This is a genomic window from Reyranella sp., from assembly GCF_965229815.1.
Taxonomy (GTDB): Bacteria; Pseudomonadota; Alphaproteobacteria; order Reyranellales; family Reyranellaceae; genus Reyranella.
Genome location: NZ_CBDDJN010000002.1, coordinates 676400 through 698902, shown reverse-complemented (window position 1 = coordinate 698902; position 22503 = coordinate 676400). Strand labels below are relative to the sequence as shown.

The 22503-nt window shown below is 68.8% G+C and carries 21 protein-coding genes; 12 read left to right on the top strand and 9 right to left on the bottom strand.

What is annotated here, in order from left to right:
• The first annotated feature begins 470 nt into the window (after window positions 1-470).
• The 9 genes from ACO073_RS03890 to mdcB all read left to right on the top strand — a co-directional run bounded on the left by ACO073_RS03890 (window position 471) and on the right by mdcB (window position 9636).
• Window positions 471-2276, top strand: coding sequence for a ribonucleoside-diphosphate reductase subunit alpha (locus ACO073_RS03890; protein ID WP_421997390.1), 1806 nt, complete (start codon window positions 471-473; stop codon window positions 2274-2276).
• 91 nt (window positions 2277-2367) lie between these two features.
• Window positions 2368-3330, top strand: a complete 963-nt coding sequence (locus tag ACO073_RS03885; RefSeq protein WP_421995459.1) for a ribonucleotide-diphosphate reductase subunit beta — start codon at window positions 2368-2370, stop codon at window positions 3328-3330.
• A 79-nt stretch (window positions 3331-3409) separates the two neighbouring features.
• The gene (locus ACO073_RS03880) at window positions 3410-4372 is read left to right on the top strand and encodes an OmpA family protein (RefSeq protein WP_421995457.1); all 963 of its coding nucleotides are present in this window, start codon (window positions 3410-3412) and stop codon (window positions 4370-4372) included.
• A 156-nt stretch (window positions 4373-4528) separates the two neighbouring features.
• Complete coding sequence (mdcA, locus tag ACO073_RS03875; protein WP_421995455.1) at window positions 4529-6178, top strand: malonate decarboxylase subunit alpha; 1650 nt, start codon at window positions 4529-4531, stop codon at window positions 6176-6178.
• A gap of 10 nt (window positions 6179-6188) precedes the next feature.
• Window positions 6189-6509, top strand: coding sequence for a malonate decarboxylase acyl carrier protein (gene mdcC / locus ACO073_RS03870; RefSeq protein ID WP_421995453.1), 321 nt, complete (start codon window positions 6189-6191; stop codon window positions 6507-6509).
• Entirely contained in the window at window positions 6506-7384 is an 879-nt protein-coding gene (locus ACO073_RS03865) for a biotin-independent malonate decarboxylase subunit beta (RefSeq protein WP_421995451.1), read from the top strand. Before mdcC ends, ACO073_RS03865 begins: the two co-directional genes overlap by 4 nt.
• A 7-nt stretch (window positions 7385-7391) precedes the next feature.
• Window positions 7392-8117: a biotin-independent malonate decarboxylase subunit gamma gene (locus ACO073_RS03860; protein ID WP_421995449.1), complete on the top strand. Its 726-nt coding sequence runs from the start codon at window positions 7392-7394 to the stop codon at window positions 8115-8117.
• Window positions 8114-8749 carry a malonate decarboxylase holo-[acyl-carrier-protein] synthase gene (gene mdcG, locus ACO073_RS03855; protein ID WP_421995447.1) on the top strand — a complete coding sequence of 212 codons (636 nt, stop codon included), beginning with the start codon at window positions 8114-8116 and terminating at the stop codon, window positions 8747-8749. Before ACO073_RS03860 ends, mdcG begins: the two co-directional genes overlap by 4 nt.
• Window positions 8746-9636 carry a triphosphoribosyl-dephospho-CoA synthase MdcB gene (gene mdcB / locus ACO073_RS03850; protein WP_421995445.1) on the top strand — a complete coding sequence of 297 codons (891 nt, stop codon included), beginning with the start codon at window positions 8746-8748 and terminating at the stop codon, window positions 9634-9636. Before mdcG ends, mdcB begins: the two co-directional genes overlap by 4 nt.
• A 3-nt stretch (window positions 9637-9639) precedes the next feature.
• Here the strand turns inward: mdcB and ACO073_RS03845 are convergent, their stop codons facing one another.
• The 9 genes from ACO073_RS03845 to ACO073_RS03805 form a co-directional block, all read right to left on the bottom strand.
• On the bottom strand, window positions 9640-10515 hold the full coding sequence (locus ACO073_RS03845) for a PfkB family carbohydrate kinase (RefSeq protein WP_421995443.1): 876 nt from the start codon (window positions 10513-10515) through the stop codon (window positions 9640-9642).
• A 5-nt stretch (window positions 10516-10520) separates the two neighbouring features.
• Window positions 10521-11162 (bottom strand): class I SAM-dependent methyltransferase, encoded by a 642-nt coding sequence (locus ACO073_RS03840; protein WP_421995441.1) that lies wholly within the window; start codon window positions 11160-11162, stop codon window positions 10521-10523.
• Window positions 11163-11232: 70 nt separating this feature from the next.
• Complete coding sequence (locus ACO073_RS03835) at window positions 11233-12363, bottom strand: ABC transporter ATP-binding protein (protein WP_421995439.1); 1131 nt, start codon at window positions 12361-12363, stop codon at window positions 11233-11235.
• Complete coding sequence (locus tag ACO073_RS03830) at window positions 12360-13349, bottom strand: ABC transporter ATP-binding protein (RefSeq protein WP_421995437.1); 990 nt, start codon at window positions 13347-13349, stop codon at window positions 12360-12362. The genes ACO073_RS03835 and ACO073_RS03830 overlap by 4 nt, the downstream gene beginning before the upstream one ends.
• On the bottom strand, window positions 13349-14920 hold the full coding sequence (locus ACO073_RS03825; RefSeq protein ID WP_421995435.1) for an ABC transporter substrate-binding protein: 1572 nt from the start codon (window positions 14918-14920) through the stop codon (window positions 13349-13351). The genes ACO073_RS03830 and ACO073_RS03825 overlap by 1 nt, the downstream gene beginning before the upstream one ends.
• 118 nt (window positions 14921-15038) lie before the next feature.
• Window positions 15039-16613, bottom strand: coding sequence for an ABC transporter substrate-binding protein (locus ACO073_RS03820; protein ID WP_421995433.1), 1575 nt, complete (start codon window positions 16611-16613; stop codon window positions 15039-15041).
• Window positions 16610-17497 carry an ABC transporter permease gene (locus tag ACO073_RS03815; RefSeq protein ID WP_421995431.1) on the bottom strand — a complete coding sequence of 296 codons (888 nt, stop codon included), beginning with the start codon at window positions 17495-17497 and terminating at the stop codon, window positions 16610-16612. Before ACO073_RS03815 ends, ACO073_RS03820 begins: the two co-directional genes overlap by 4 nt.
• Before the next feature lie 13 nt (window positions 17498-17510).
• Complete coding sequence (locus ACO073_RS03810) at window positions 17511-18449, bottom strand: ABC transporter permease (RefSeq protein WP_421995429.1); 939 nt, start codon at window positions 18447-18449, stop codon at window positions 17511-17513.
• Window positions 18450-18608: 159 nt separating this feature from the next.
• On the bottom strand, window positions 18609-19340 hold the full coding sequence (locus tag ACO073_RS03805; RefSeq protein ID WP_421995427.1) for an SDR family oxidoreductase: 732 nt from the start codon (window positions 19338-19340) through the stop codon (window positions 18609-18611).
• A 29-nt stretch (window positions 19341-19369) separates the two neighbouring features.
• Here ACO073_RS03805 and ubiE point away from each other — a divergent pair, with 29 nt between their 5' ends.
• Genes ubiE through ACO073_RS03790 form a run of 3 tightly spaced genes read left to right on the top strand, consistent with a single transcriptional unit; the run spans window position 19370 to window position 22494 of the window.
• Window positions 19370-20200, top strand: a complete 831-nt coding sequence (ubiE, locus tag ACO073_RS03800; protein ID WP_421995425.1) for a bifunctional demethylmenaquinone methyltransferase/2-methoxy-6-polyprenyl-1,4-benzoquinol methylase UbiE — start codon at window positions 19370-19372, stop codon at window positions 20198-20200.
• 3 nt (window positions 20201-20203) lie between these two features.
• Window positions 20204-21733 carry a 2-polyprenylphenol 6-hydroxylase gene (gene ubiB / locus ACO073_RS03795; protein WP_421995423.1) on the top strand — a complete coding sequence of 510 codons (1530 nt, stop codon included), beginning with the start codon at window positions 20204-20206 and terminating at the stop codon, window positions 21731-21733.
• 17 nt (window positions 21734-21750) lie between these two features.
• A complete protein-coding gene (locus ACO073_RS03790) occupies window positions 21751-22494 on the top strand; it encodes a sulfite exporter TauE/SafE family protein (RefSeq protein ID WP_421995421.1) in 744 nt (247 codons plus the stop codon).
• Window positions 22495-22503: the final 9 nt, after the last annotated feature.

The window sequence follows — 22503 nt, the reverse complement described above, 5'->3', positions numbered from 1 at the left end:
CCATGACAATCTGACGACGGCGTTCGCTGCGGCCAGAAGTGCCCGTCCCGTCTCGGCTTTGGACGAGTCGGTCTTCGCCCCCCAGCCGAATCGCTGGCGATTCGGTTGCCGGCCCTTGGATTCCGCGGCAAAGCGCGTTTTGTTCTCCCAGAATGCTGCAGGTGCGAAGAGGGGCTCTGGGCCAAATCCCCACGATTCTGGAGATCAATTTTTATCGGTATATCAATAAGTTAACCGGGCATTCCTCAGATTCACATACGAGGTAAAATTTTGGCGATGACAGGGCAGCCGGGAGACGTATCATCAAGGGATAGTGGCGAGGGCAACAACCCTCCCTAGATGTAGGTGTCTTCCACAAACTGTGTTCTCCACAGCTGTGGACAAGAAGAAAACGGGGGCCGCAAGTGTTTGATGTCGTTCAAGTTCGAAGCGGTGCACGTGTTGTTACCGATTCCGGGCGGGACGCCCGCCTGACGGCCTTCGGCAAGGCCACCCTGTCGGATCGCTACCTTCTGCCAGGCGAGAGCTACCAGGACATGTTCGCCCGCGTCGCCTCGGCCTATGCCGACGACGATGCCCATGCCCAGCGGCTCTACGACTACATCAGCAATCTCTGGTTCATGCCGGCCACGCCGGTGCTGAGCAATGGGGGGACCACCCGGGGATTGCCGATCTCGTGCTTCCTGAACGAGGCCAACGACTCGCTCGAGGGCATCGTCGGCCTGTGGAACGAGAACGTCTGGCTGGCGGCGCGCGGCGGCGGCATCGGCTCCTACTGGGGCAACCTCCGCTCGATCGGCGAGAAGGTCGGCATGAACGGCAAGACCTCGGGTGTCGTGCCGTTCATCCGCGTCATGGACTCGCTCACGCTCGCGATCAGCCAGGGCTCGCTGCGGCGTGGCTCGGCGGCGGTCTACCTGCCGGTCAACCATCCCGAGGTCGAGGAGTTCATCGAGATCCGCCGGCCGACCGGCGGCGACCCGAACCGCAAGGCGCTCAACCTGCACCACGGGCTCCTGATCTCCGACGCCTTCATGCGCGCCGTCGAGAACGACGAGGAATGGGCGCTGGTCAGCCCCAAGGACGGCGCCGTGCAGCGCAAGGTCTCGGCCCGCCATCTCTGGATCCGCATCCTGACGGCGCGCATCGAGACCGGCGAGCCGTACCTGGTCTTCGTCGACCACGTGAACAAGGCGCGGCCCGAGCACCACAAGATGGCCGGCCTCGAGGTCAAGACCTCGAACCTGTGCAGCGAGATCACCCTGCCGACCGGCGTCGACCACCACGGCAAGCAGCGCACCGCCGTTTGCTGCCTGTCGTCGCTCAACCTCGAGACCTATCTCGAGTGGCACGAGCATCCGACGTTCATCGAGGACGTGATGCGCTTCCTCGACAACGTGCTGCAGGGCTTCATCGACAATGCCGGCAGCGACTTCGCCCGCGCCACCTACGCCGCCATGCGCGAGCGCTCGGTGGGGCTCGGCGTCATGGGCTTCCACTCCTTCCTGCAGGCCAACAACATCCCGCTCGAATCGGTGATGGCCAAGGTGTGGAACAAGAAGATGTTCAAGCACATCCGCGGCCAGTGCGACGAGGCGTCGAAGACGCTCGCCGGCGAGCGCGGCGCCTGCCCGGACGCGGCCGACTTCGGCTTCGAGGAGCGTTTCTCCAACAAGCTGGCGATCGCGCCCACCGCGTCGATCTCGATCATCTGCGGCGGCGCCTCGCCCGGCATCGAGCCGTCGGCGGCCAACGTCTACAATCACAAGACCCTGTCGGGCTCGTTCGTGGTGCGCAACCCGTACCTCGAGAAGATGCTGGAGCAGAAGGGCCGAAACGACGAGGACACCTGGACCTCGATCACCGTCAGCCAGGGCTCGGTGCAGCATCTCGACTGCCTCGACGACCACGAGAAGGCGGTGTTCAAGACGGCGTTCGAGCTCGACCAGCGCTGGCTGGTGGAGCACGCGGCCGATCGCGCGCCCTTCATCTGCCAGAGCCAGTCGCTGAACATCTTCCTGCCGGCCGACGTGCACAAGCGCGACCTGCACCAGATCCACATGATGGCCTGGAAGCGCGGCGTGAAGAGCCTCTACTACTGCCGCTCGCTCAGCATCCAGCGCGCCGAGACGGTGGCCGGCGAGGCGCTCGCCGCGCCGTTCGGCGACCATGCCCTTTCAGCCCCCAGAGTCGACGTCCCCTCTCCGGTGCTGCCCGGTACGCCGGCGGCACCGGCACAAACAACCGACTACGAAGAATGTCTTAGCTGTCAGTAGCCTTCAGCCGGCCCCGTGGCGCCGCGGACATCCCTCCCGCGGCGCGACGGGGCTTCTTTTTCGCCCAAATCATTCCTGATCGCGGGTTGCCATGTCCCTGCTCGACGCCAAGCCGATCTACAAGCCGTTCCACTATCCCTGGGCCTACGACGCCTGGCTGATGCAGCAGCGCATCCACTGGCTGCCCGAGGAAGTGCCGCTGGCCGACGACGTCAAGGACTGGCGCAACAAGCTCACCGACTCAGAGCGCCACCTGCTGACCCAGATCTTCCGCTTCTTCACCCAGGCCGATGTCGAGGTGAACAACTGCTACATGAAGCACTATTCGCGGGTCTTCAAACCCACGGAAGTGCAGATGATGCTGGCGGCCTTCTCGGCCATGGAGACGGTGCACATCGCCGCCTACAGCCACCTGCTCGACACGATCGGCATGCCGGAGACCGAGTACTCGGCCTTCCTCCACGTCAAGGAGATGAAGGACAAGTACGACTACATGCAGGAGTTCACCGTCGATTCGAAGCCGGCGATCGCCAAGACGCTGGCCGTGTTCGGCGCCTTCACCGAGGGGCTGCAGCTCTTCGCCTCGTTCGCGATGCTGATGAACTTCCCGCGCTTCAACAAGATGAAGGGCATGGGGCAGATCGTGTCGTGGTCGGTGCGCGACGAGACGCTGCACTGCAACTCGATCATCAAGCTGTTCCGCGCCTTCGTGCACGAGAACCCGGAGATCTGGACCGAGGAGCTGCAGCGCGAGCTCTACGTCGCCTGCTCGACCATCGTCGACCACGAGGACGCCTTCATCGACCTCGCCTTCGAGATGGGCGGCATCGAGGGCATGACCGCGACCGACGTGAAGCGCTACATCCGCTACATCGCCGACCGCCGCCTGACCCAGCTCAGCCTGCAGCCGATCTACCGCACGGACGCCAAGAACCCGCTGCCGTGGATGGACCAGATGCTCAACGCCATCGAGCACACCAACTTCTTCGAGAACCGCGCGACGGAGTACTCGAAGGCCTCGACGCGCGGCACCTGGGAAGAGGCGTTCGGCTAGGACGGGCAACTTCCTTCCTCCAACGCGGAGGTTTGGTGCTCCAAGTTCGCCGATCTCGCGTTCGGAACACGGAGACAAGATGGGGAACGCTCTGGCTGCGGCCGTTGTTGCAGTTGTAGCGCTGCCGGCCATTGCTCAGGCGCAGTCTCCGGCGCCGGGCGTCTACATTGGAGCGGAAGGCGGCCTGAACTGGCTGCTGAACTTCAATGCGAACACGAACGTTGCGGCGGCCCCTGTTGTCGGCGTGACGCCGGGGACGGGCTGGGCGGCTGGCGGCGTGATCGGCTACGACTTTGTCGGGCCGCGCGTCGAGCTGGAAGGCGTGTACCGCTGGAACCCGACGAACGTCGGCGTCCCGGGCACGGCGATCAACAACCAGATCGGCCAGCTGGGTATCATGGCGAACCTGCTGTACGACTTCATGCCGGCTTCTGTGATCACGCCGTACATCGGCGCGGGCGCGGGCATCGGCTTCGTGGACGGTTCGAGCTCGCTGAGCAGCACGGTGTTCGCCTACCAGGGCATCATCGGCCTGGGCTGGCTGGTCGACACGAACTTCCGCGTGAACCTGGACGGCCGCTACTACGGCACGTCGAACCCGTCGATCAACGGGCAGCAGTGGACGAACAACAACTTCAGCGTGATGCTGGGCCTGCAGTTCAAGTTCGGTTCGGCGCCGCAGCTGCCATCGGGGTTTCACGGAGATCCGTCGCGACCAACATTCATGGTGTTCTTCGACTGGGATCGGTCGAACCTGTCGCAGCAGGCGCTGGCGACGATCGCGCAGGCGGCCGACGCCTACAAGACCAAGGGCAGCGCGCGCATCACGGCGACCGGCCACACCGACACGTCGGGCCCGGAGGCGTACAACATGGCGCTGTCGCTGCGCCGCGCCAACGCGGTCAAGGACGCCCTGGTGCGCAACGGCGTGCCGGCGCAGGCGATCTCGGTCATCGGCATGGGCGAGAAGGGCCTGCTGGCCCCGACCGCCGACGGTGTCCGAGAACCACAGAACCGCCGGGTCGAGATCCTCGTCCGTTGAGAAGCAAGCGACCTTCGAACTCGCGGATCGCCTGAGCGTTAACATGAGGGCGACGCGATAATCTTCACTTCTTGGTGGGAGCAGCTCCTCGTCGCGTCGAACACTCATCGCAACTCGCGTTATTGACCGCTGCCCGCGAATAAGCGAAAAGCTCTCATGTCCACTGCAACAAGGGCCGCGCGTCGTGCCAACAAGGCGGAGCGCGTGGCGAAGGTCGGCCGGCTGGCGCGCGGCAAGTTCGTGTCGGCGGCGAGCGTGCCCCAGGTCCTGAAGCGCATCATCGAGCCGGGCGACATCGTCTGCCTCGAGGGCGACAACCAGAAGCAGGCGGACTTCCTCGCCAATCAGCTGGCCGCGCTCGACAAGAAGGATCTACGCGACATCCATCTCGTGATGTCCTGCATCACCCTCCCCGCCCATATCGCACTCTTCAAGAAAGGCATGATCCGGCAGGTCGATTTCTGCTACGCCGGCCCGCAAGGCACCGCCGTCGCCGATCTCGTGAAGGCGAAGAAATTCCCGGTCGGCGCCATCCACACCTACAACGAGCTGTTCGCCCGGTTCTACGTCGACCTGACGCCGCGCGTCGCGCTGGTCGCCGCCGCCCAGGCCGACCGCAAGGGCAACCTGTACCTCGCCGCCAATACCGAGGACACGCCGGCCGTCGTCGAGCCGACCGCCTTCTCCGACGGAATCGTGTTCGCCCAGGTGAACGAGATCGTAGACAAGATCCCGCACATCGACATCCCGGCCGACCAGGTCGACCTGATCGTCCAGGCGCCCTACCCGATGCACCTGCAGGCGCTGTTCACGCGCGATCCAGCGGCGATCACCGACGTGCAGGTCCTGATGGCCATGGTGGCGCTGCGGGGGATCTACGAGAAGTACGAAGTCCAGTCGCTGAACCACGGCGTCGGCTTCAACACGGCGGCGATCGAGCTGCTGCTGCCGACCTACGGCGAGCGGCTCGGCCTCAAGGGCAAGATCTGCAAGCACTGGGTCGTGAATCCGCTGCCGACCATGATCCCGGCCATCGAATCGGGCTGGGTCGAGAGCGTCTTCGCCTTCGGCGGCGAAGTCGGCATGGAGCGCTACACCGCCGCGCGCTCCGACGTGTTCTTCACCGGACGCGACGGGGGCTTCCATTCCAACCGGCCGATGGGCCAGCTGGCGGGCCTCTACGGCATCGACATGTTCATCGGCGCCTCGCTGCAGATCGACATCAACGGCAACTCCTCCACCGTCTCGAAGAACCGCATCACCGGCTATGGCGGCGCGCCCAACATGGGCTGCCAGCCGACCGGCCGCCGGCATCCGACCAAGGCCTGGCTGAAGGCCGGCGCGGAGGCCAATCCCGGCCCCGGCACCTCGCCCGGCCGCAAGCTCGTCGTGCAGATGGTCGAGACCTTCCAGGCCGGCCGCGTGCCGACCTTCGTCGAGGAACTCGACGCGCAGGACCCTTCGATCCGCAAGGCCCTGCATGGCGTGGCGCCGGTGATGATCTACGGCGACGACGTCACGCACATCGTCACCGAGGAAGGCATCGCCAACCTCGCGGCCTGCCGGTCGGTCGCCGAGCGGCAGGCGGCCATCCGCGCCGTCGCCGGCTACACGCCGGTCGGCCTCAAGCGCTCGAAGCGCACGACCGCGGACCTGCGCGCCCGCGGCATCGTCCAGCTGCCGGAGGATCTCGGCATCTCGCCGCGCGAGGCCAGCCGCGGCCTGCTCGCCGCCCAGGACATCAAGGGGCTGGTGCGCTGGTCCCAGGGCCTCTACGACCCGCCGCCGCAATTCGTCGACTGGTAGGACGCCCGACATGGAAAAGTTCGAGAAGGCATTCCCGTCCAAGCCGTTCAAGGTCCGGACGACCAAGCCGTGGGCGCTCGCGGGCGTCGTCGGCTCCGGCAACCTCGAGGTCATGGTCGAGCGTGCCGCGCCGGCCGGCACCATGGAGTGCCACGTCGCGACGTCGATCCCGGGCTACAAGGCGTCGTGGCTCGCTGCCCTGTCGGACTTCGCGCACAACTACGCCGCCGGCGGCATCAAGGTGACGATCAACGACCAGGGCGCGCCCCCGGTCCTCGTCAACCTGCGCCTGCGCCAGGCCTACGACCATCTGACCAAGGGCGACCGATGACCGGCGGACCTCTCTTCCACGAGCAGAACGCGCGCCAGCGGATCGCCGCCCTGGTCGATCCGGGCTCGTTCACCGAGTTCCTGCCGCCGCCCGAGCGCCTCACCAGCCCGTACCTGGCGCAGCTCGGCATCCCGGTGTCGCTCGACGACGGCGTGGTGATCGGCCGCGCGAAGATCGGCGGCAGGAAGGTCTATCTCGCCGCCCAGGTCGGCCAGTTCGTCGGCGGCGCGGTGGGCGAGATCCACGGCGCCAAGCTCACCGGGCTGTTCAAGGCCGCGGCGCGCGACCGCGTGCCCTGCGTGGTGATCGTCGAGAGCGGCGGCGTGCGCCTGCACGAGGGCTCGGCCGGCGAGATCGCCATCACCGAGACGATGCGCGCCATCTTCGAGTGCCGGGCCAGGAAGGTGCCGACCATCGCCGTCATCGGCAGCGACATCGGCGCCTACGGCGGCATGGGCATCCTGTCGACCTGCTGCGACTTCCGCGTCATGACCGAGCACGGCCGCCTCGGCATCTCGGGGCCGATCGTCATCGAGAAGTGGATGGGCAAGAAGGCCTACGATTCGTCCAACCGCGCGCTCGTCTGGAAGACCAGCGGCGGCAAGACCAAGTACCTGCTGGGCGATGCCGACGCGCTGGTCCACGATTCGGCCGCCGCGGTGCGCGAGGCCGTGGCGAAGGTCCTGACGAAGTCGAGCGCCGTCACGCTGAAGGCGGTGAAGGCCCGGCAGAAGCAGTTGCAGCAGCGCCTGAAGCGCTTCGGCCAGACGGCCGATCCCGATGCCGTGTGGAAGGGCATGGGCGTGCGGAACATCGAGGCGGCGTCGCTGGCGTCGGGCCCCGAGTTCGTCGCTCTCGCCAAGCGTGGAAAGTAGGCCGGCCATGGCGAAATCGACCGTCCGTCCCCTGCTGACCCGGCTCTTCGGCGCGTCCGCCAAGGGCATCTCGAACGACCAGTCGATCCTGACGGGTTATGCCACGGTGGCCGGCGCACCGGTCTGCGTCATCGGCACCGGCGACGGCGTCTATATCGACAATGCCGCCGCGCTCAGGCTGGCCGCGCACATCATCGAGTGCATCGAGCGCCATCCCCGCATGCCGATCGTCATGCTGGTCGACAGCGCCGGCCAGGAGCCCAACCGCGTCGCCGAGATGCTGGGCCTCGTGAGCTGCTTCGGCCATCTGCTGACCTGCCTCGAAGTGGCGCGCCGCAAGCGGCACAAGCTCGTCACCATCGCCACCGGCAAGGCCATCGGCGGCGCCTTCATCTGCTACGGCATGTTCGCCGACCGCATCTACGCCCTCGACTCGGCCAGCGTCGGCCTGATGCCGGTCGAGGCGATGTCGGCCGTCACCAAGATCCCCGTGCCGGTGCTGCGCAAGCTGTCGAAGACCATGCCCTCGCTCGAGTTCGGCGCCCATCCCTTCGCCCTGCTGGGCGGCGTCGAGGAGGTCTGGCCGGCGAAGGGCGACGTCCAGGCGAAGCTCGCCCGCGCCATTGCCGCGGCGACGCCCGACGACAATCGCGCGGCGCTGGGCAAGAAGCGCGGCGGCCGCAAGCTCGCCCTCGACATCGCCAAGAAGGTGCTGGCCGCGGCGGCGGGATGACCGGCCTGCGCCGCCACGCGCTGGTCCGCCTGTCGCAGCCGCCGGAGACCGGCGTCGCGGAGGATCGTGACCGCGCGGCGCGCTGGCAGGCGGCGGGTCGGCCCTTCGTGATCGCCCGTGGCGGCGAGGACCCGTCGTCGATCGCCGTGGGCTTCTGTTCCGTCGAGGCGCGCTTCCCGCAGCTCCGGCCGCGCCGGGTCGCGGCGCGCACCACGGCGGCCGCCATCCTCGACCTCCGCCGTCCGCCCGCCCTGCGCGAGATCGCCGACTGCGCCGCCGCCCGGCCGCACGCCGCCGCCTTCGCGCGCCTCGCCGCGATGGCCGAGGCTGCCGGCCTCGATCTCCGGGTCTACGGCAGCTGGATGTGGCAGGCCCTGACCGGCGAAGCGCATGTCCGGCCGGGGTCCGACCTCGACCTGCTGGTCGACGTCGCCGATGGCGCCGGGGCCAACCGGGCCGTGTCGTTCCTGGCCGAGGCCGAGGCCGGGTTGCCGTTCAGGCTGGACGGCGAGCTCTCGATCGCGGGCCACGGCGAGGTCCAGTGGCGCGAGTTCGGCCAGGGCGCGCCCGAGGTCGCGGTGAAGTCGGTCGGCGGGCTGCGCCTGATGCCGCGCGCGGCGCTCGGTGCATGAGCCCCGACGCGCTCCTGACCGCCGCCGGGCGGTCGCGGATCGACGTCGGCTCGGACGACGCGCTGGCGCAGGCGGCCGTCGCGGCGCTGCACGACGAGCTCGCGGCCTATCCCAAGCCCGGGCTGGTGAGCCCGGTCGATTCGGGGGCGCACGCCGACATGGACTTCGCCCTCATGGGCCGGTCGGCGAATTCCCTGCGCGAGCCTTTCACGCGCCTGGCGGCGGCGGGGCGGACGGGGGCGTCCTTCGAGACCGTCCTGCTGCCGCTCGGCGTCGCAGCGGAGCGGCGCATGCTGGCGGCGACCGGCGGCATCAACACGCACCGCGGCGCGATCTTCTCGGTCGGCATGATCGTGGCCGCGGTGGCGCGCGCCGCCGCGGGCGCCGATCTCATCCCCGTGGAGCGGGTGCGCGAGGTCCTGATGCGCGACTGGGGCACGGCGCTGGCGGCGCACGCCGCGCGCGGCGCGGCCACCGCGAGCCACGGCGCCGACGTGCGGCGCCGGACCGGCCGCGACGGTGCCCGCCGCGAGGCCGCGCGGGGCTTTCCGAGCGTCTTCGATGTCGGCGTGCCGGCCTACCGGCAGGCGCGCACCCTCGGGCTCGACGACAATGCCGCCGGCATCCAGACGCTGTTCGTGCTGATGGCTTCCGTCGACGACACGACGGTGCTCCATCGCGGCGGCCTGGCCGGAGACTCGTTCGTGCGCGGCGCGGCTGCCGACTTCCTGGCGCGCGGCGGCTGTGCCCGCGACGGCTGGCTCGGCGAGGCCGAGGCGCTGCACCGCGCCTTCGTGGCGCGCCGCCTGTCGCCGGGCGGCTGCGCCGACCTGCTGGCGGCCACGCTCTTCGTCGATCGCTGCTGCGACGGGCGGGCGGCTGGCTGAGCGTTACGCCCGGGCCAACAGGATGGCCTGCAGTTCCTTGCGCGTCGGCAGCGCCTCGTAGGCGCCGGGCCGGGTCGCCGTGAGGGCGGCGGCTCGCTGGGCGGCGTCGATCGCGTCTTCCACCGTTGCTCTGCCGGCGAGGGCGGCAGCCACGACGCCGCAGAACACGTCGCCGCAGCCCGTCGTGTCGACCGTGGCGACGCGCTGCGCGGCGAAGGCGCGCGGTTCGCCAGGGCCGACCAGCACGCAGCCTTCGGCGCCCAGGGTGACGATGGCGGCGGGCGCCTCGTGGATCGCCGGGCCGAGGGCTTCGGCTTCCAGGCGGTTGGCGATGACGAGGCTGGCCTGTCCGGCGAGCCTCTCGGCGCCGGGCCAGAAGGGCGCCGGGTTGAACACCGTCGTCGCTCCCAGCCGCCGGCCGACGCCCAGGATATATTCCGTCGTCTCCAGCGACAGGTTGCCCTGCAGCAGCACGACGTCGCCCGCGCCCAGACCGCGCAGCGCCCGCGCGGCATGCGCCGAGGGCAGGGCGAGCGAACAGGCGCTGGTGCTGACGATGGCGTTCTCGCCGTCGGGCAGCACCATCACCAGCGAGAAGTCCATGGGATGGGAGAGGCGGGGCAGGATGCGCGTGCCGATCCCTTCGTCGGTCAGGTACTTCTCCAGCGCGTCGGCCTCGGACTTGCCGCTGCCGAGCGCGGCGCAGAAGCGGACCGTGACGCCGCAGCGCGCCGCCACGACCGCCTGGTTGAGCCCCTTGCCGCCCGGCGCCCGCGCGCTGCCGCTGCCGATCAGCGTCTCGCCGGGCCGCGGCAGGCGCGGCACGGCGAGGCGCAGGTCGAGACCCGCATTGCCGATGACGACGACCCGTCCGGCCATGCCGCTCACCCGTCCTGCCGACAAGTGGTTGCGCCGGCCGACGGAGCCCGCCGGAACGCGAGCCGGCTCCACCACACGTCGCGTCCGCCCAGCAGCGCGGCGCCCTCGCTGTCGAGGACGGTCTCGAGCCCGTGGCGCGACGCGAGCTCCCGCGTCTCGGCGGCCGACACCTCGAACATGCGCCGTCCGGCCGGCACCGGCCCGTGGCGCAGCGTCAGCGCCATCAGCCCGCCGGGCTGCAGGAGCGGCGCCACGCGGCCCATGGCGCGCTCGCGCTGGTCGCGGTCGAGATGCATCCAGACGGCGGTCAGCATGACGAGGTCGTAGCGCTCGCCGCGCGCGTGGACGCGGTCGAGGCCGGGCAGCGAATCGTCGACCCAGGTGATGGCCGGATGCGGGTGCAGTCGCTGCGCCGCGGCGCGCAGCTCGGGCGTCGGCTCGACGGCTACGACGGCATGGCCGAGATCGGCGAAGGCCGCGGCGTCCCGGCCGGTGCCGGCGCCGATGTCGATCACCCGGCCGGGCGGCGCGGGAAAGAGAGCCAGCAAGGGCCGGTGGACGTCGGCGAAGGCGAGGCTCTCGTACTGCTTCACGCGGTCGCCGGCCGTCTCGCCATAGCCTTCGGTACCGCTTACCCGGGTCGTCATCCCGGCAGTGTATGGACCGCCGGGCGGCGGGTCTCCAGACCCCGCTCGCGTTATCGTTCTTCGATCGGGATCAGGCGGTGGTGCGTCGAGCCTTCGCCGCCTCGAAGGCCGCGAGCCTTTCGGCGAACTTGCCGCTCGCGGGACCGCCCGCGGCCGCGATCGCCGGCGCCGGCAGCGTTTCAAAAAAGTGACAGGCCACGTGATGGCCGCCGCCGGCCTCGCGCAGCACAGGCTCCTCGCGGCGGCAGCGCTCCTGGGCGAATGGGCAGCGGGTGTTGAAGCGGCAGCCCGGCGGCGGAGCGAAGGGGCTGGGCACGTCCCCGCTCAGCAGCATCCGCGTCTTGCGCACGCCCGGATCGGGCCGCGGGATGGCCGACAGCAGCGCCTGCGTGTAGGGGTGCAGCGGCCGGTCGTAGAGGTCGCGCTTGGCGGCGATCTCGACCAGCTTGCCGAGGTACATCACCGCCACGCGGTCGCTGATGTGCTTCACCACGGCGAGATCGTGGGCGATGAAGAGATAGGAGAGCCCGAAGCGCTTCTGCAGGTTCTGCAGCAGGTTGACGATCTGCGCCTGGATCGAGACGTCGAGCGCCGACACCGGCTCGTCGCAGACGATCAGGTCGGGATTGACCGCGAGCGCACGGGCGATGCCGATGCGCTGGCGCTGGCCGCCGGAGAACTGGTGCGGGTAGCGATGCGCATGCTCGGGCAGCAAGCCGACGACGGCGAGCAGCTCGCGCGCGCGCTCGGCGCGTTCGGCCTCGCTGTGAAGGCCGTGCACGGCCATCGGCTCGACCAGGATCTCGCCCACGGTCATGCGCGGGTTGAGCGAGGCGTAAGGGTCCTGGAAGATGATCTGCATGTGGCGGCGGAGTCGCCGCATCGAGCCCTTGTCGAGGTCGGCGATCTCGCTGCCCTTGAAGCGCACCGAGCCCGACGTCGGATCCATCAGCCGCAGGATCAGCCGGCCGGTCGTCGACTTGCCGCAGCCGGATTCGCCGACCAGCGCCAGCGTCTCGCCGCGGGCGATGTCGAAGGTCACGCCCTCGACCGCGCGCACCAGGCCGATCACCTTGCGCCGGATCAGCCCGCGCGACACCGGGAAGTGCTTCACCAGGCCGCTCACCTCGAGGACGGGCGACTGCGGCTGGGCGACCTGCAGGGCGGGAGGCCGGGGAGACGGGGAGGCCAGGACGCTCATGCGGCGTCCCTCGCGAGCTCGACGGGCGCCTTCCAGCAGGCGACGCGATGGCTGGCGGCGATGTCGCGCAGCGGCGGCGGCTCGTCGCGGCACTGCCGGTCGGCGAACGGGCAGCGCGGCGAGAAGCGGCAGCCCCTCGGCTGGTTGTTGGGGCTGGGGACCGTGCCCTCGATGGTCGACAGCCGCTCGCGATCGACGTCCAGGCGCGGGATCGAGCCGAGCAGCCCGATCGTGTAGGGATGCTGCGGATCGGCGAACAGCGCGTCGACCGGCGCGCTTTCGACGATCTTGCCGGCATACATGACGATCACCTCGTCGGCGACCTCGGCGATGACGCCGAGGTCGTGGGTGATGATCAGGACGGCCATGCCCAGCCGCTTCTGCAGGTCCTGCAGGAGATCGAGGATCTGGGCCTGGATGGTGACGTCGAGCGCCGTGGTCGGCTCGTCGGCGATCAGCAGCGTCGGCTCGCACGACAGCGCCATGGCGATCATGACGCGCTGGCGCATGCCGCCGGACAGGCGATGCGGATAGTCGTCGACGCGCTCTGCGGCGGAGGGGATGCGCACCAGCTCGAGCATCTCGATGGCGCGCTTCTTCGCCGCCTGGGGCGACAGGTTGGTGTGGGCGAGGATCGCCTCGACGATCTGCTGGCCGATCGTGTGGACCGGGTTCAGCGAGGTCATCGGCTCCTGGAAGATCATCGACATCTTGCCGCCGCGCAGGCGGCGGCGCTCGTCGGCCGAGAGGCCGAGCACGTCGCGGCCGTCGAAGAGCACCGCGTCGGCCTCGACCTTGCCGGGCGGGCTGGCCACCAGGCCCATGATCGACAGCGACGTGACGCTCTTGCCGCAGCCCGACTCGCCCACCAGGCCGACCGTCCTGCCGCGGCCGACCGAGAAGTCGATGCCGTCGACCGCGCGGAACAGGCCGCGGTCGGTGTGGAAGTAGGTCCGCAGGCCGCGGACCTCGAGGAGCTTGTCCATCAGAACGAGTAGTCCAGGCCCTTGTAGAACGTGTTCTGATAGAGCATGTGCGGCCGCACACCCTTCAGCTTCTTGAGGCTGGTCGTGTACATGGCGATGTTCATCACCGGCATCCACAGATGCTCCTCGGTGACGCGCTGCTGGGCCAGCCCGTAGTACTTGGCGCGGTCGGCTTCGCTCAGCGACGCCTTGCCCTTCCTCAGGAGCTCGTCGGTCTGCGGATCGTTCCAGTTCATCCGGTTGGGCGCCGGCATGTTCTTCGAATCGAAGTAGAAGTTCAGCAGGTCGCCGGCCGACATGTAGGGGAAGGTCACGGTCCACAGCTCGTAGTCCTGCTCGCTCATCTTCGAGAAGGCGATGGTCGAGTCGAAGCCCTGGACCTTCCAGTCGATGCCGATCTTGCGCATGTAGCCCTGGATGGCCTCGGACACGCGCGGGAAGTAGGCGACCTGCGTGAAGTAGACCTTCGGCGCGAGCTTCATGCCGTCCTTCTCGCGGATGCCGTCGGCGCCGACCTTCCAGCCGGCCTCGTCGAGCAGCTTCTTGGCGCGCTCGGCGTCCTCCTTGATGATGCCCTTGGTCGACTCGGCGAAGTCGAGCGCCTGCGGATCGATGAAGGTGTAGGCCGGGTCGGCCTGTCCCAGCATGATGCCCTTGACGATCTCGGCGCGGTTGATGGCGATGTTCATCGCCTCGCGCACGCGCTTGTCGGCCACCATCGGCCGCGTCGCCTTGTAGCCGTAATACATCAGCTGGAAGTTGGGCTTGGCCTCCTGGACCGTGAGGTTGGGCGAGGCCTTGACCTGCGAGATGAACTGCAGCGGGATCTGGTGCGTGACGTCGAACTGGCCGCCCATCATGGCGGCGACGCGCGCCGAGTCCTCGGGCACGATCTTGATCGAGAGCTTCTCGAACTTCACGGGCCCCTTGTTCTGGTACATCGAGGGGCCCCACTTGTAGGCGTCGTGGCGCTTGAGCACGATCTCCGTGCGCGGCTGCCAGGACTCGAAGCACCACGGGCCGGTGCCGTCGATCGCCTTGGTGCCGTAGTCCTTGCCCAGGGACTCGACGCTCTCCTTGTTGTGGATCGCCATGGTGAACATGGTCATGTTGAGCAGCAGGTCGGCGTAGGGCTCTTTCAGCTCGTACTCGACCGTGTAGGGATCCGTGGCGCGGACGTCCTTGAGGCTGCCGGCGCGCCAGGCCAGCGGCGCCTTGAGCTCGGGGCTGACCAGCCGCTTGACGGAGTAGACGACATCGTCGGCGGTGAACTTCTTGCCGCTGCAGAACTGCACGTCGTCGCGCAGCTTGAAGGTGTAGAGCTTGCCGTCCGGGCTTACCGTCCAGGACTTGGCGAGATAGGGGATGGGCGTCTTGCCGTCCCAGTCCATGGCCACCAGCGTGTCCTGGAACATGTTCACGATGTCCGACGTCGGCGACCAGGTGGTGCGCGCACCGTCGTAGTGGGGGGCGTCGAGCGACTTCATCATGCGCAGGGTCTGCGCATCGGCGGTCGCGGCCGCACCGGCTAGTCCAAGGAACGCTGCTACACCGACAAACAGGTTACGCATGGTCGTTTCCTCGCTTGGTTGTTTCCTCGTCTGCTCCGTTCCCTTCGCCTCCTCCGCTCCTCATGTTCCTCTCCCCCGCCAGGGGGAGAGGAGAATGAGGGGCGTCGGTCGTTGATCCCTAGAAACTCGCGTCCAACCCCTTGTAGAAGGTGTTCTGGTAGATCATGTGCGGGCGCATGCCCTTCAGCTTCTTGTTGGTGACCTCGTACATGTTGATGTTGAGCACCGGGATCCACAGCGCCTCGGCTGTGACCTTCCTCTGCACCATGTCGTAGTGCTTGGCGCGGTCGGCCTCGGTCAGGGCCGCGCGGCCGAGCTTCAGCCACTCGTCGGTCTCCGCGTCCTTCCAGTTCATGCGGTTGGGCGTCGGGATGTTCCGGGAGTCGAAGTAGATGTTCATCAGGTCGCCGGCCGACAGGTAGGGCACGGTGACGGACCAGATCTCGTAGTCCTGCTCGGCCATCTTGGCGGCGGCGATGGTCGAATCCCACGGCTGGAGCTGCCACTGCACGCCGATGCGGCGGAGATAGCCCTGGATGGCCTCGGCGACGCGCGGCGTGTTGCCGGCCGCGGTGTAGTAGACCTTCGGCTGGAGCTTGATGCCGTCCTTCTCGCGCACGCCGTCGCTGCCCATCTTCCAGCCGGCCTCGTCGAGCAGCGCCTTGGCGCGCTCCACGTCTTCCTTGACCATTCCCTTGGTCGACGGGGAGAAGTCGAGGGCGGTCGGGTCGACGAAGGTGAAGGCGGGATCGGCGTTGCCCAGCAGGATGCCCTTGGCGATCTCGGCGCGGTTGATGGCGATGCTCATCGCCTCGCGCACGCGCTTGTCGGCCACCATCGGCCGCGTCGTCTTGAAGCCGAAGTAGAGGAGCTGGAAGTTCGGGTTGGCCTGCGCCACGTGCAGCATCGGCGCCGACCGCGCCTGCGCCATGAACTGCTGCGGGAACTGGTGGGTGGTATCGAACTGTCCCGCCATCATGGCGGCGACCCGGCTCGAATCCTCGGGCACGATCTTGACCACCAGGCGCTCGAACTTCACCGGCCCCTTGTTCTTGTACATCGAGGGCCCCCACTTGTAGGCGTCGTGGCGCTTGAGCACGATCTGGGTGCGCGGCTGCCACGAGTCGAAGCACCACGGGCCGGTGCCGTCGGCGCCCTTGACCCCGTAGTCCTTGCCCAACGCCTCGACGCTCTCCTTGTTGTGGATGACGTTGGTGAACATGGTGAGCTGCAGCAGCAGCTCCGAGTAGGGCTCGTTGAGCTCGTACTCGACGGTGTAGGGGTCGGGCGCGCGCAGCTCCTTGATGTTGCCGGCGCGCCACGCGTACGGGCCCTTGATCTCCGGGCTCTTGAGGCGCTTGAAGCTGTAGACGACGTCGTCGGCGGTGAACTTCTTGCCGCTGCAGAACTGCACGTCGTCGCGCAGCTTGAAGGTGTAGAGCTTGCCGTCCGGGCTCACCGTCCAGGACTTGGCGAGATAGGGGATCGGCGTCTTGCCGTCCCAGTCCAGCGCCACCAGCGTGTCCTGGAACATGTTCACGATGTCGGAGGTCGGGCCCCAGGTCGTGCGCTGCGCGTCGTAGTGCGGCGCGTCGATCGACTTCATCATGTTCAGGGTCTGCGCCGACGCAGCTCCCAGCGAGACGCCGACGATACCAAACGCATACGCAACGCCCAGAACGGATCTGATCATTGTTGCAGCCTCGGATCGAGGACGTCGCGCAATGCGTCGCCCAGAAGGTTGGCGGCCAGCACGATGACGAAGATCGCGCAGCTCGGGATCGTCGCGATGTGCGGCGCCATGAACAGGAAGTCGCGGCCCTGCGCGGCCATCATGCCGAGCTCGGCGGTCGGTGGCTGCGCGCCCATGCCGAGGAAGCCCAGCGCCGAGCCGATCAGGATGATCTGGCCGAAGCGCAGCGTCAGGAACACGAAGATGGTGGAGATGCAGTTCAGCGTCAGGTAGCGCCAGATCAGCGTCCGGTCGGACACGCCGACGGCGCGGCCCGCCTCCATGAACTCCTGCCCCATGACGCCGACCGCCGCGCCGCGCGCCACGCGGGCGACGTCCGGCACGGTCGCCACGACCAGCGCGATCACGACGGCGCCCAGTCCGGCGCCGGCGACGGCCGCGACGGCCAGGCCGATCAGGATGGCCGGGAAGGCCAGCATCACGTCGACCAGGCGCATGATCCAGCCGTCGGCGCGGGGATAGTAGGCCGCGAGGATGCCCAGCAGGCCCCCCAGCAGGCCGCCGATGACGACGCCGACCAGGCCCAGCATCAGCGTGTTGCGGGTGCCGTAGATGACGCGGCTCAGGATGTCGCGGCCGGTATTGTCGGTGCCGAACCAGTGCTCGGCGCTGGGCGGCTGCATCACCTTGGTGAGATCGGTGAGGTAGGGATCGTAGGGCGCGACCACCGGCGCGAAGACGGCGGCGAGGGCGATCAGGGCCAGCACCAGCGCGGCGATCGCCGCCACCTTGTCGCGCATCAGCCGGCGCAGCACGCCCGAGCGCGACAGCAGGCCCGTCTCCTCGGCGGTCGTGGCGGCGGAAGGGAGGGCGTCGACGCTCATGACCGTTGCCCCCTCACGACCGCTGCACCCGGGGATCGAGGTAGACGTAGAGCACGTCGACCAGGAGGTTGATCGTCAGGAAGGCGATGGCGAGGATCATGATGGCGCCCTGGGCCGTCGGGAAATCGCTCGACACGATGGCGCCGACGGCGAGGCGGCCCACTCCCGGCCAGGAGAACATCGTCTCGGTTACCACGGCGCCGCCCAGCAGGAAGGCGGCCTGCAGGCCGATCAGCGTGACGACGGGGATCAGGGCGTTGCGCAGCGCGTGGTGGACGATCACGACCGTCTCTCGCAGGCCCTTGGCGCGGGCGGTGCGCACGAAGTCGGCGCCCAGCACCTCGAGCACGGCGGTGCGGGTGAGCCGCGCGATCGGGCCGATCAGCACGGCGCCGAGGGTGACGGCCGGCAGGATCAGGCTCGGCAGTCCGCCGTCCCAGATCGGGCCGGTACGGCCGGTGAAGGGCAGCAGGCCCCACTTGAAGCCGACATACTGGATGAGGATCAGGCCGATGAAGAAGACCGGCATGGACACGCCGGCCACCGAGACGGCCATGATGATCCGGTCGGTGATGCTGCCGCGGCGCACCGCGGCCAGCGTGCCCAGCGCCAGCCCGCAGGGCACCGCGATCAGCATGGCGCCCAGCATCAGTTCGACGGTTGGACCGATGGTGAGCGCGAGCTCCTCGCTGACCATCTTGTTCGAGATGATCGAGCGGCCGAGATCGCCGCGCAGCACGCGGCCGATATACTCGGCGAACTGGATGGGAATGGGACGATCGAGCCCGAGCTCGCTGCGGATCGCGGCGATGGTCTCGGCCTTGGCGTCGGGCCCGGCAATGATCATCGCCGGATCGGCCGGCACGACCTGCAGCAGGCAGAAGCACAGGAAGAGAACCCCGAGCAGCGCGGGGAGCGAGACCAGCAGGCGGTGGACGATCTGTCTTCCCATGCGCCGTCCTCGGACCAAGCAGGGCCGACGAGCGCCACGCCGGTCAGCGGCCGGCGTGCCTGGTCGTGCCTCCCATTGCATCCGCGCTTCGCCGACCCTTGTGGGTCATACGTGCACGAACATTTATTCACCTCATAGTGGCATGGGCGCCGGCGTTCGTCACGCCCATCCGCCGGCATGCGGGAGGACATGCCCCGTGATGAAGCCGGCGGCGTCGGAGCAGAGGAAGCAGACGGTGGCCCCGAGTTCCTCGGCCTTGCCCAGCCTGCCCAGCGGAATTTGCGCCGTCATCTTCGCCATCGCATCCCTGTTGGCCAGCAGGGCGGGCGGGAAATAGTCGGGGTTCTCGACATAGTTGGAGCCGACCGCGTTCACCGTGATGCCGTCGCGGCCGAGCTCCTTGGCCAGCGAGGAGACGAGGCCGTTGGCCGCGGCCCGCGCCGACACGTAGGGCGCATAGTTGGCGATGCCGCGCAGGGGCGCCGCCGAGGACACGAAGACGATGCGCCCGGACTTGCGCCGGCGCATCGAGGGCGCCACGAGCTGGACCAGCCGGAACGGTTTCACGGCCATCGCCTCGAGGGCGTCGCGATAGTCCTCCAGGCGCGCCTCGCCGAGCGGCGCGCGCAGCGCCGGGTAGGCGTCGTTGTTGACCAGCGCGTCGACATGGCCGTGCCGCCGGACGGCGAGCTCGACCAGCGCCACCGGATCGGTGGCCGACAGGGCATGGGCGCCGGGAAACTCCGCCTCGTAGCGGTGCCGCGCGCTCGGCGCCTCGAAGGTCGGATCGTGGGCCAGGACCGTGGCACCCTGGGCGAGCGCCGCCCTTGTCGTGCCATGACCTGCGAATTTCTCGACATTGGTGATGAGCAGGACGCGGTCTTTCAGCATCGGGGCGATTCCTCTAGGTTGCGGCCGCCATGACCAGTCCAGCGGCGACCCCACCCGATCCTAGCGCGCGCGGGCCTCATGCGTCCGAGCCCGCGGCGCCCGAATCGGCGGACCGGGCCTCTTTCGGCTATCGCGACGTCCCGGCGGCCGAGAAGGCCGGCATGGTCGCCCGCGTGTTCGAGAGCGTCGCGCCGCGCTACGACCTCATGAACGACCTGATGTCGGGCGGCGTCCATCGCCTCTGGAAGAACGCGCTGGTCGACCTGCTGAACCCGCGGCCGGGGGAGCGCTTCCTGGATGTCGCGGGCGGCACCGGCGACATCGCGTTCCGGATCGTGCGGCGCCTGGCCGCGAGGGGCGAGGAGCGGACCGACGTCACGGTCTGCGACATCAATCCGGCGATGCTGGCGGTCGGCCGCGACCGCGCCGTCGATCGCGGCCTGGTGAAGGGCATCACCTGGACGGCCGGCGATGCCGAGGCGCTGCCGTTCCCCGACCGATCCTTCGACGCCTATACGATCGCCTTCGGGCTGCGCAACGTCACCGACATCGACAAGGCGCTGCGCGAGGCCCATCGCGTACTGCGCCCCGGCGGCCGGTTCTACTGCCTGGAATTCAGCCGCGTCACCTCGGCGCCGGTCGGCCGGGTCTACGACGCCTATTCCAGCCGCGCCCTGCCGCTGCTCGGCCGCGTCATCGCCCGCGATCCCGAGTCCTACCGCTATCTGCACGAGAGCATCCGCCGCTTCCCGCCGCAGCGCGAGCTGGCGCGGCGTATGGGCGAGGCGGGCTTCGCCAACATCGCCTGGCGCGACATGACGCTCGGCGTCGTGGCGCTGCATTCGGGCTGGCGCGTCTAGGCGATGCTGCGCGCGCTCCGCAACAGCTGGCGCCTGCTGCGCACGGCGCTGAGCTTCGCGCGCCACGACGCGCTGTTCCCGCTCGAGACGCTGGGCATCGCACCGGCCCTGATCGCCTGGGCGCGGCTGTTCGCCCGCCGTCGCGACGCGCGGCGGCCGGGCGAGCGGCTCGCCGCGGCGCTGCAGGAGATGGGGCCTTCCTTCATCAAGCTCGGCCAGGCCCTGTCGACCCGCGCCGACCTGTTGAGCGCCGCGGTGGCGGCCGACCTGTCGCGGCTGCAGGACCATCTGCCGGCCTTTCCGGGCGCCGAGGCGCGACGCATCATCGAGGCCGAGCTCGGCCGCCCGGTGGAGGCGCTGTTCTCGCGCTTCGACGACGTCCCGGTCGCCGCGGCCTCGATCGCCCAGGTCCACTTCGCCGTCACGACCGACGGGCGCGAGGTCGCCGTCAAGGTGCTGCGGCCCGGCATCGAGCAGGCCTTCGAGCGCGATCTCGATCTCTTCTACTGGATCGCCGAGCTGGTCGAGCGCGCCCAGCCGCGCTTCCGCCGCCTGAAGCCCGTCGAATCGGTGCGCGCCTTCGCCGACGTGGTGCGGGTCGAGATGGACCTCCGCATGGAGGCCGCCGCGGCGCAGGAGCTGGGCGAGAACTTCGCCGACGACCCCACCTATCGCGCGCCGGAGATCGACTGGGACCGCACCGCCCGGCGGGTCATGACGCTCGAACGGGTCGACGGCATCCCGATCGGCGACCGCGACGCCATCGTGGCGGCCGGCCACGATCCGCACGAGATCATGCGCAAGTGCGCCGAGGCCTTCTTCTTCCAGGTGTTCCGCGACGGCTTCTTCCATGCCGACATGCACGGCGGCAATGCCTTCGTCGATCGCCAGGGCTGCATCGTGCCGGTCGACTTCGGCATCATGGGGCGGGTCGACGAGGACACGCGCGGCTACCTCGCCGAGCTGCTGGTCGCCTTCCTGCGCCGCGACTATCGGGCGGTGGCCGAGGTCCAGTTCCGCGCCGGCTTCGTGCCGCCGCACCAGTCGATCGAGGTGTTCGCCCAGGCCTGCCGCTCGATCGGCGAGCCGATCTTCGGCAAGCCCAGCCACGAGATCTCGATCGCGCGCCTGCTGGCGCAGCTCCTGCGCGTCACCGAGCAGTTCGAGATGGCGGTGCAGCCGCAGCTCCTGCTGCTGCAGAAGACCATGCTGATGGCCGAGGGCATGGGCACGCGGCTCAACCCGCACGTCAACATCTGGGAGCTGGCGCGGCCGCTGATCGAGGAATGGATGGTGAGCCACTTCGGGCCGCGCGCCACGGTCAGGCGCACCGCCGAGGAACTGATGCGCGGGCTGCGCCGTCTGCCGCGGCTGATCGACAGCCTGCACGTCATGGCCGAGCAGGAACGTCGAAAGGCCGAGCTGGCCGCCGCCCTGCCGTCGCCGCACGCCCGCGGCTGGCGTCCGCGCTTCGCCGAGGTGGTCGCCGTGCTGGCCCTCATCGCGGTCGCGATCGTCGCCTGGGTGAGCTGACCTCCGGTCGGTCCGCGATGACGATCGAACAAGCCGCCTTCTGCCTCGCCGTCTTCCTGCTCGCGGGGGCGGTGAAGGGCCTGGTCGGGCTCGGGCTGCCGACCATCGTGATCGCGCTCACGACGCTCTTCCTGCCGCTCACCGAGGCGATCGCGATGATCGCCCTGCCGTCGATCCTCACCAACGTCTGGCAGGCGGCGGTGGGCGGGAACTTCCGGCGGATCGTGCGGCGGCAGTGGCTGCTGATCGTCCCGCTCGCGGTGTCGCTCTACGTCACCATGTGGCTGGTCGGGCAGAAGGGGCCGAACTGGGCCTTCCTGGTGCTGGCCGCGGTGCTGATCGTGTACAGCGGGCTGGGCCTCTTCCGGATCCGGCTGCATATCCACGCCGATCTCGAGCGGCCGCTGCGGCCGGCGATCGGCGTGATCTCCGGCTTCGTCGCCGGCGTGGTGGGGGTGCCCATCATCCCGCTCATGCCCTATCTGCAGGGCCTCGACATCAAGCCGTCGGAGCTGGTTCAGACGCTGGGCGTCGTCCTGTGCGCGACCTCTCTGGCGCTGACCGTGTCCTTGCTCAAGTTCGGTCTGCTCGACGGGCCGCGCGGGCTGGTCTCGGCGGCGGCGGTCGTCCCCGCCCTGGGCGGGATGTGGCTCGGCCAGCAGATCCGCCGCCGCCTGTCGGTGGAGCAGTTCCGCCTGGCCGTGCTGTGGGCGCTGCTGCTGACCGGGCTCTACACTTTCGCCAGCCGGGCCTTGTGGTAGGCTGGCCGC

Coding starts and splice junctions, on each gene's coding strand:
- ACO073_RS03885 (WP_421995459.1), top strand. CDS start 2,368: ATGTCCCTGCTCGACGCCAAGCCGATCTACAAGCCGTTCCACTATCCC.
- ACO073_RS03880 (WP_421995457.1), top strand. CDS start 3,410: ATGGGGAACGCTCTGGCTGCGGCCGTTGTTGCAGTTGTAGCGCTGCCG.
- mdcA (WP_421995455.1), top strand. CDS start 4,529: ATGTCCACTGCAACAAGGGCCGCGCGTCGTGCCAACAAGGCGGAGCGC.
- mdcC (WP_421995453.1), top strand. CDS start 6,189: ATGGAAAAGTTCGAGAAGGCATTCCCGTCCAAGCCGTTCAAGGTCCGG.
- ACO073_RS03865 (WP_421995451.1), top strand. CDS start 6,506: ATGACCGGCGGACCTCTCTTCCACGAGCAGAACGCGCGCCAGCGGATC.
- ACO073_RS03860 (WP_421995449.1), top strand. CDS start 7,392: ATGGCGAAATCGACCGTCCGTCCCCTGCTGACCCGGCTCTTCGGCGCG.
- mdcG (WP_421995447.1), top strand. CDS start 8,114: ATGACCGGCCTGCGCCGCCACGCGCTGGTCCGCCTGTCGCAGCCGCCG.
- mdcB (WP_421995445.1), top strand. CDS start 8,746: ATGAGCCCCGACGCGCTCCTGACCGCCGCCGGGCGGTCGCGGATCGAC.
- ACO073_RS03845 (WP_421995443.1), bottom strand. CDS start 10,515: ATGGCCGGACGGGTCGTCGTCATCGGCAATGCGGGTCTCGACCTGCGC.
- ACO073_RS03840 (WP_421995441.1), bottom strand. CDS start 11,162: ATGACGACCCGGGTAAGCGGTACCGAAGGCTATGGCGAGACGGCCGGC.
- ACO073_RS03835 (WP_421995439.1), bottom strand. CDS start 12,363: ATGAGCGTCCTGGCCTCCCCGTCTCCCCGGCCTCCCGCCCTGCAGGTC.
- ACO073_RS03830 (WP_421995437.1), bottom strand. CDS start 13,349: ATGGACAAGCTCCTCGAGGTCCGCGGCCTGCGGACCTACTTCCACACC.
- ACO073_RS03825 (WP_421995435.1), bottom strand. CDS start 14,920: ATGCGTAACCTGTTTGTCGGTGTAGCAGCGTTCCTTGGACTAGCCGGT.
- ACO073_RS03820 (WP_421995433.1), bottom strand. CDS start 16,613: ATGATCAGATCCGTTCTGGGCGTTGCGTATGCGTTTGGTATCGTCGGC.
- ACO073_RS03815 (WP_421995431.1), bottom strand. CDS start 17,497: ATGAGCGTCGACGCCCTCCCTTCCGCCGCCACGACCGCCGAGGAGACG.
- ACO073_RS03810 (WP_421995429.1), bottom strand. CDS start 18,449: ATGGGAAGACAGATCGTCCACCGCCTGCTGGTCTCGCTCCCCGCGCTG.
- ACO073_RS03805 (WP_421995427.1), bottom strand. CDS start 19,340: ATGCTGAAAGACCGCGTCCTGCTCATCACCAATGTCGAGAAATTCGCA.
- ubiE (WP_421995425.1), top strand. CDS start 19,370: ATGACCAGTCCAGCGGCGACCCCACCCGATCCTAGCGCGCGCGGGCCT.
- ubiB (WP_421995423.1), top strand. CDS start 20,204: ATGCTGCGCGCGCTCCGCAACAGCTGGCGCCTGCTGCGCACGGCGCTG.
- ACO073_RS03790 (WP_421995421.1), top strand. CDS start 21,751: ATGACGATCGAACAAGCCGCCTTCTGCCTCGCCGTCTTCCTGCTCGCG.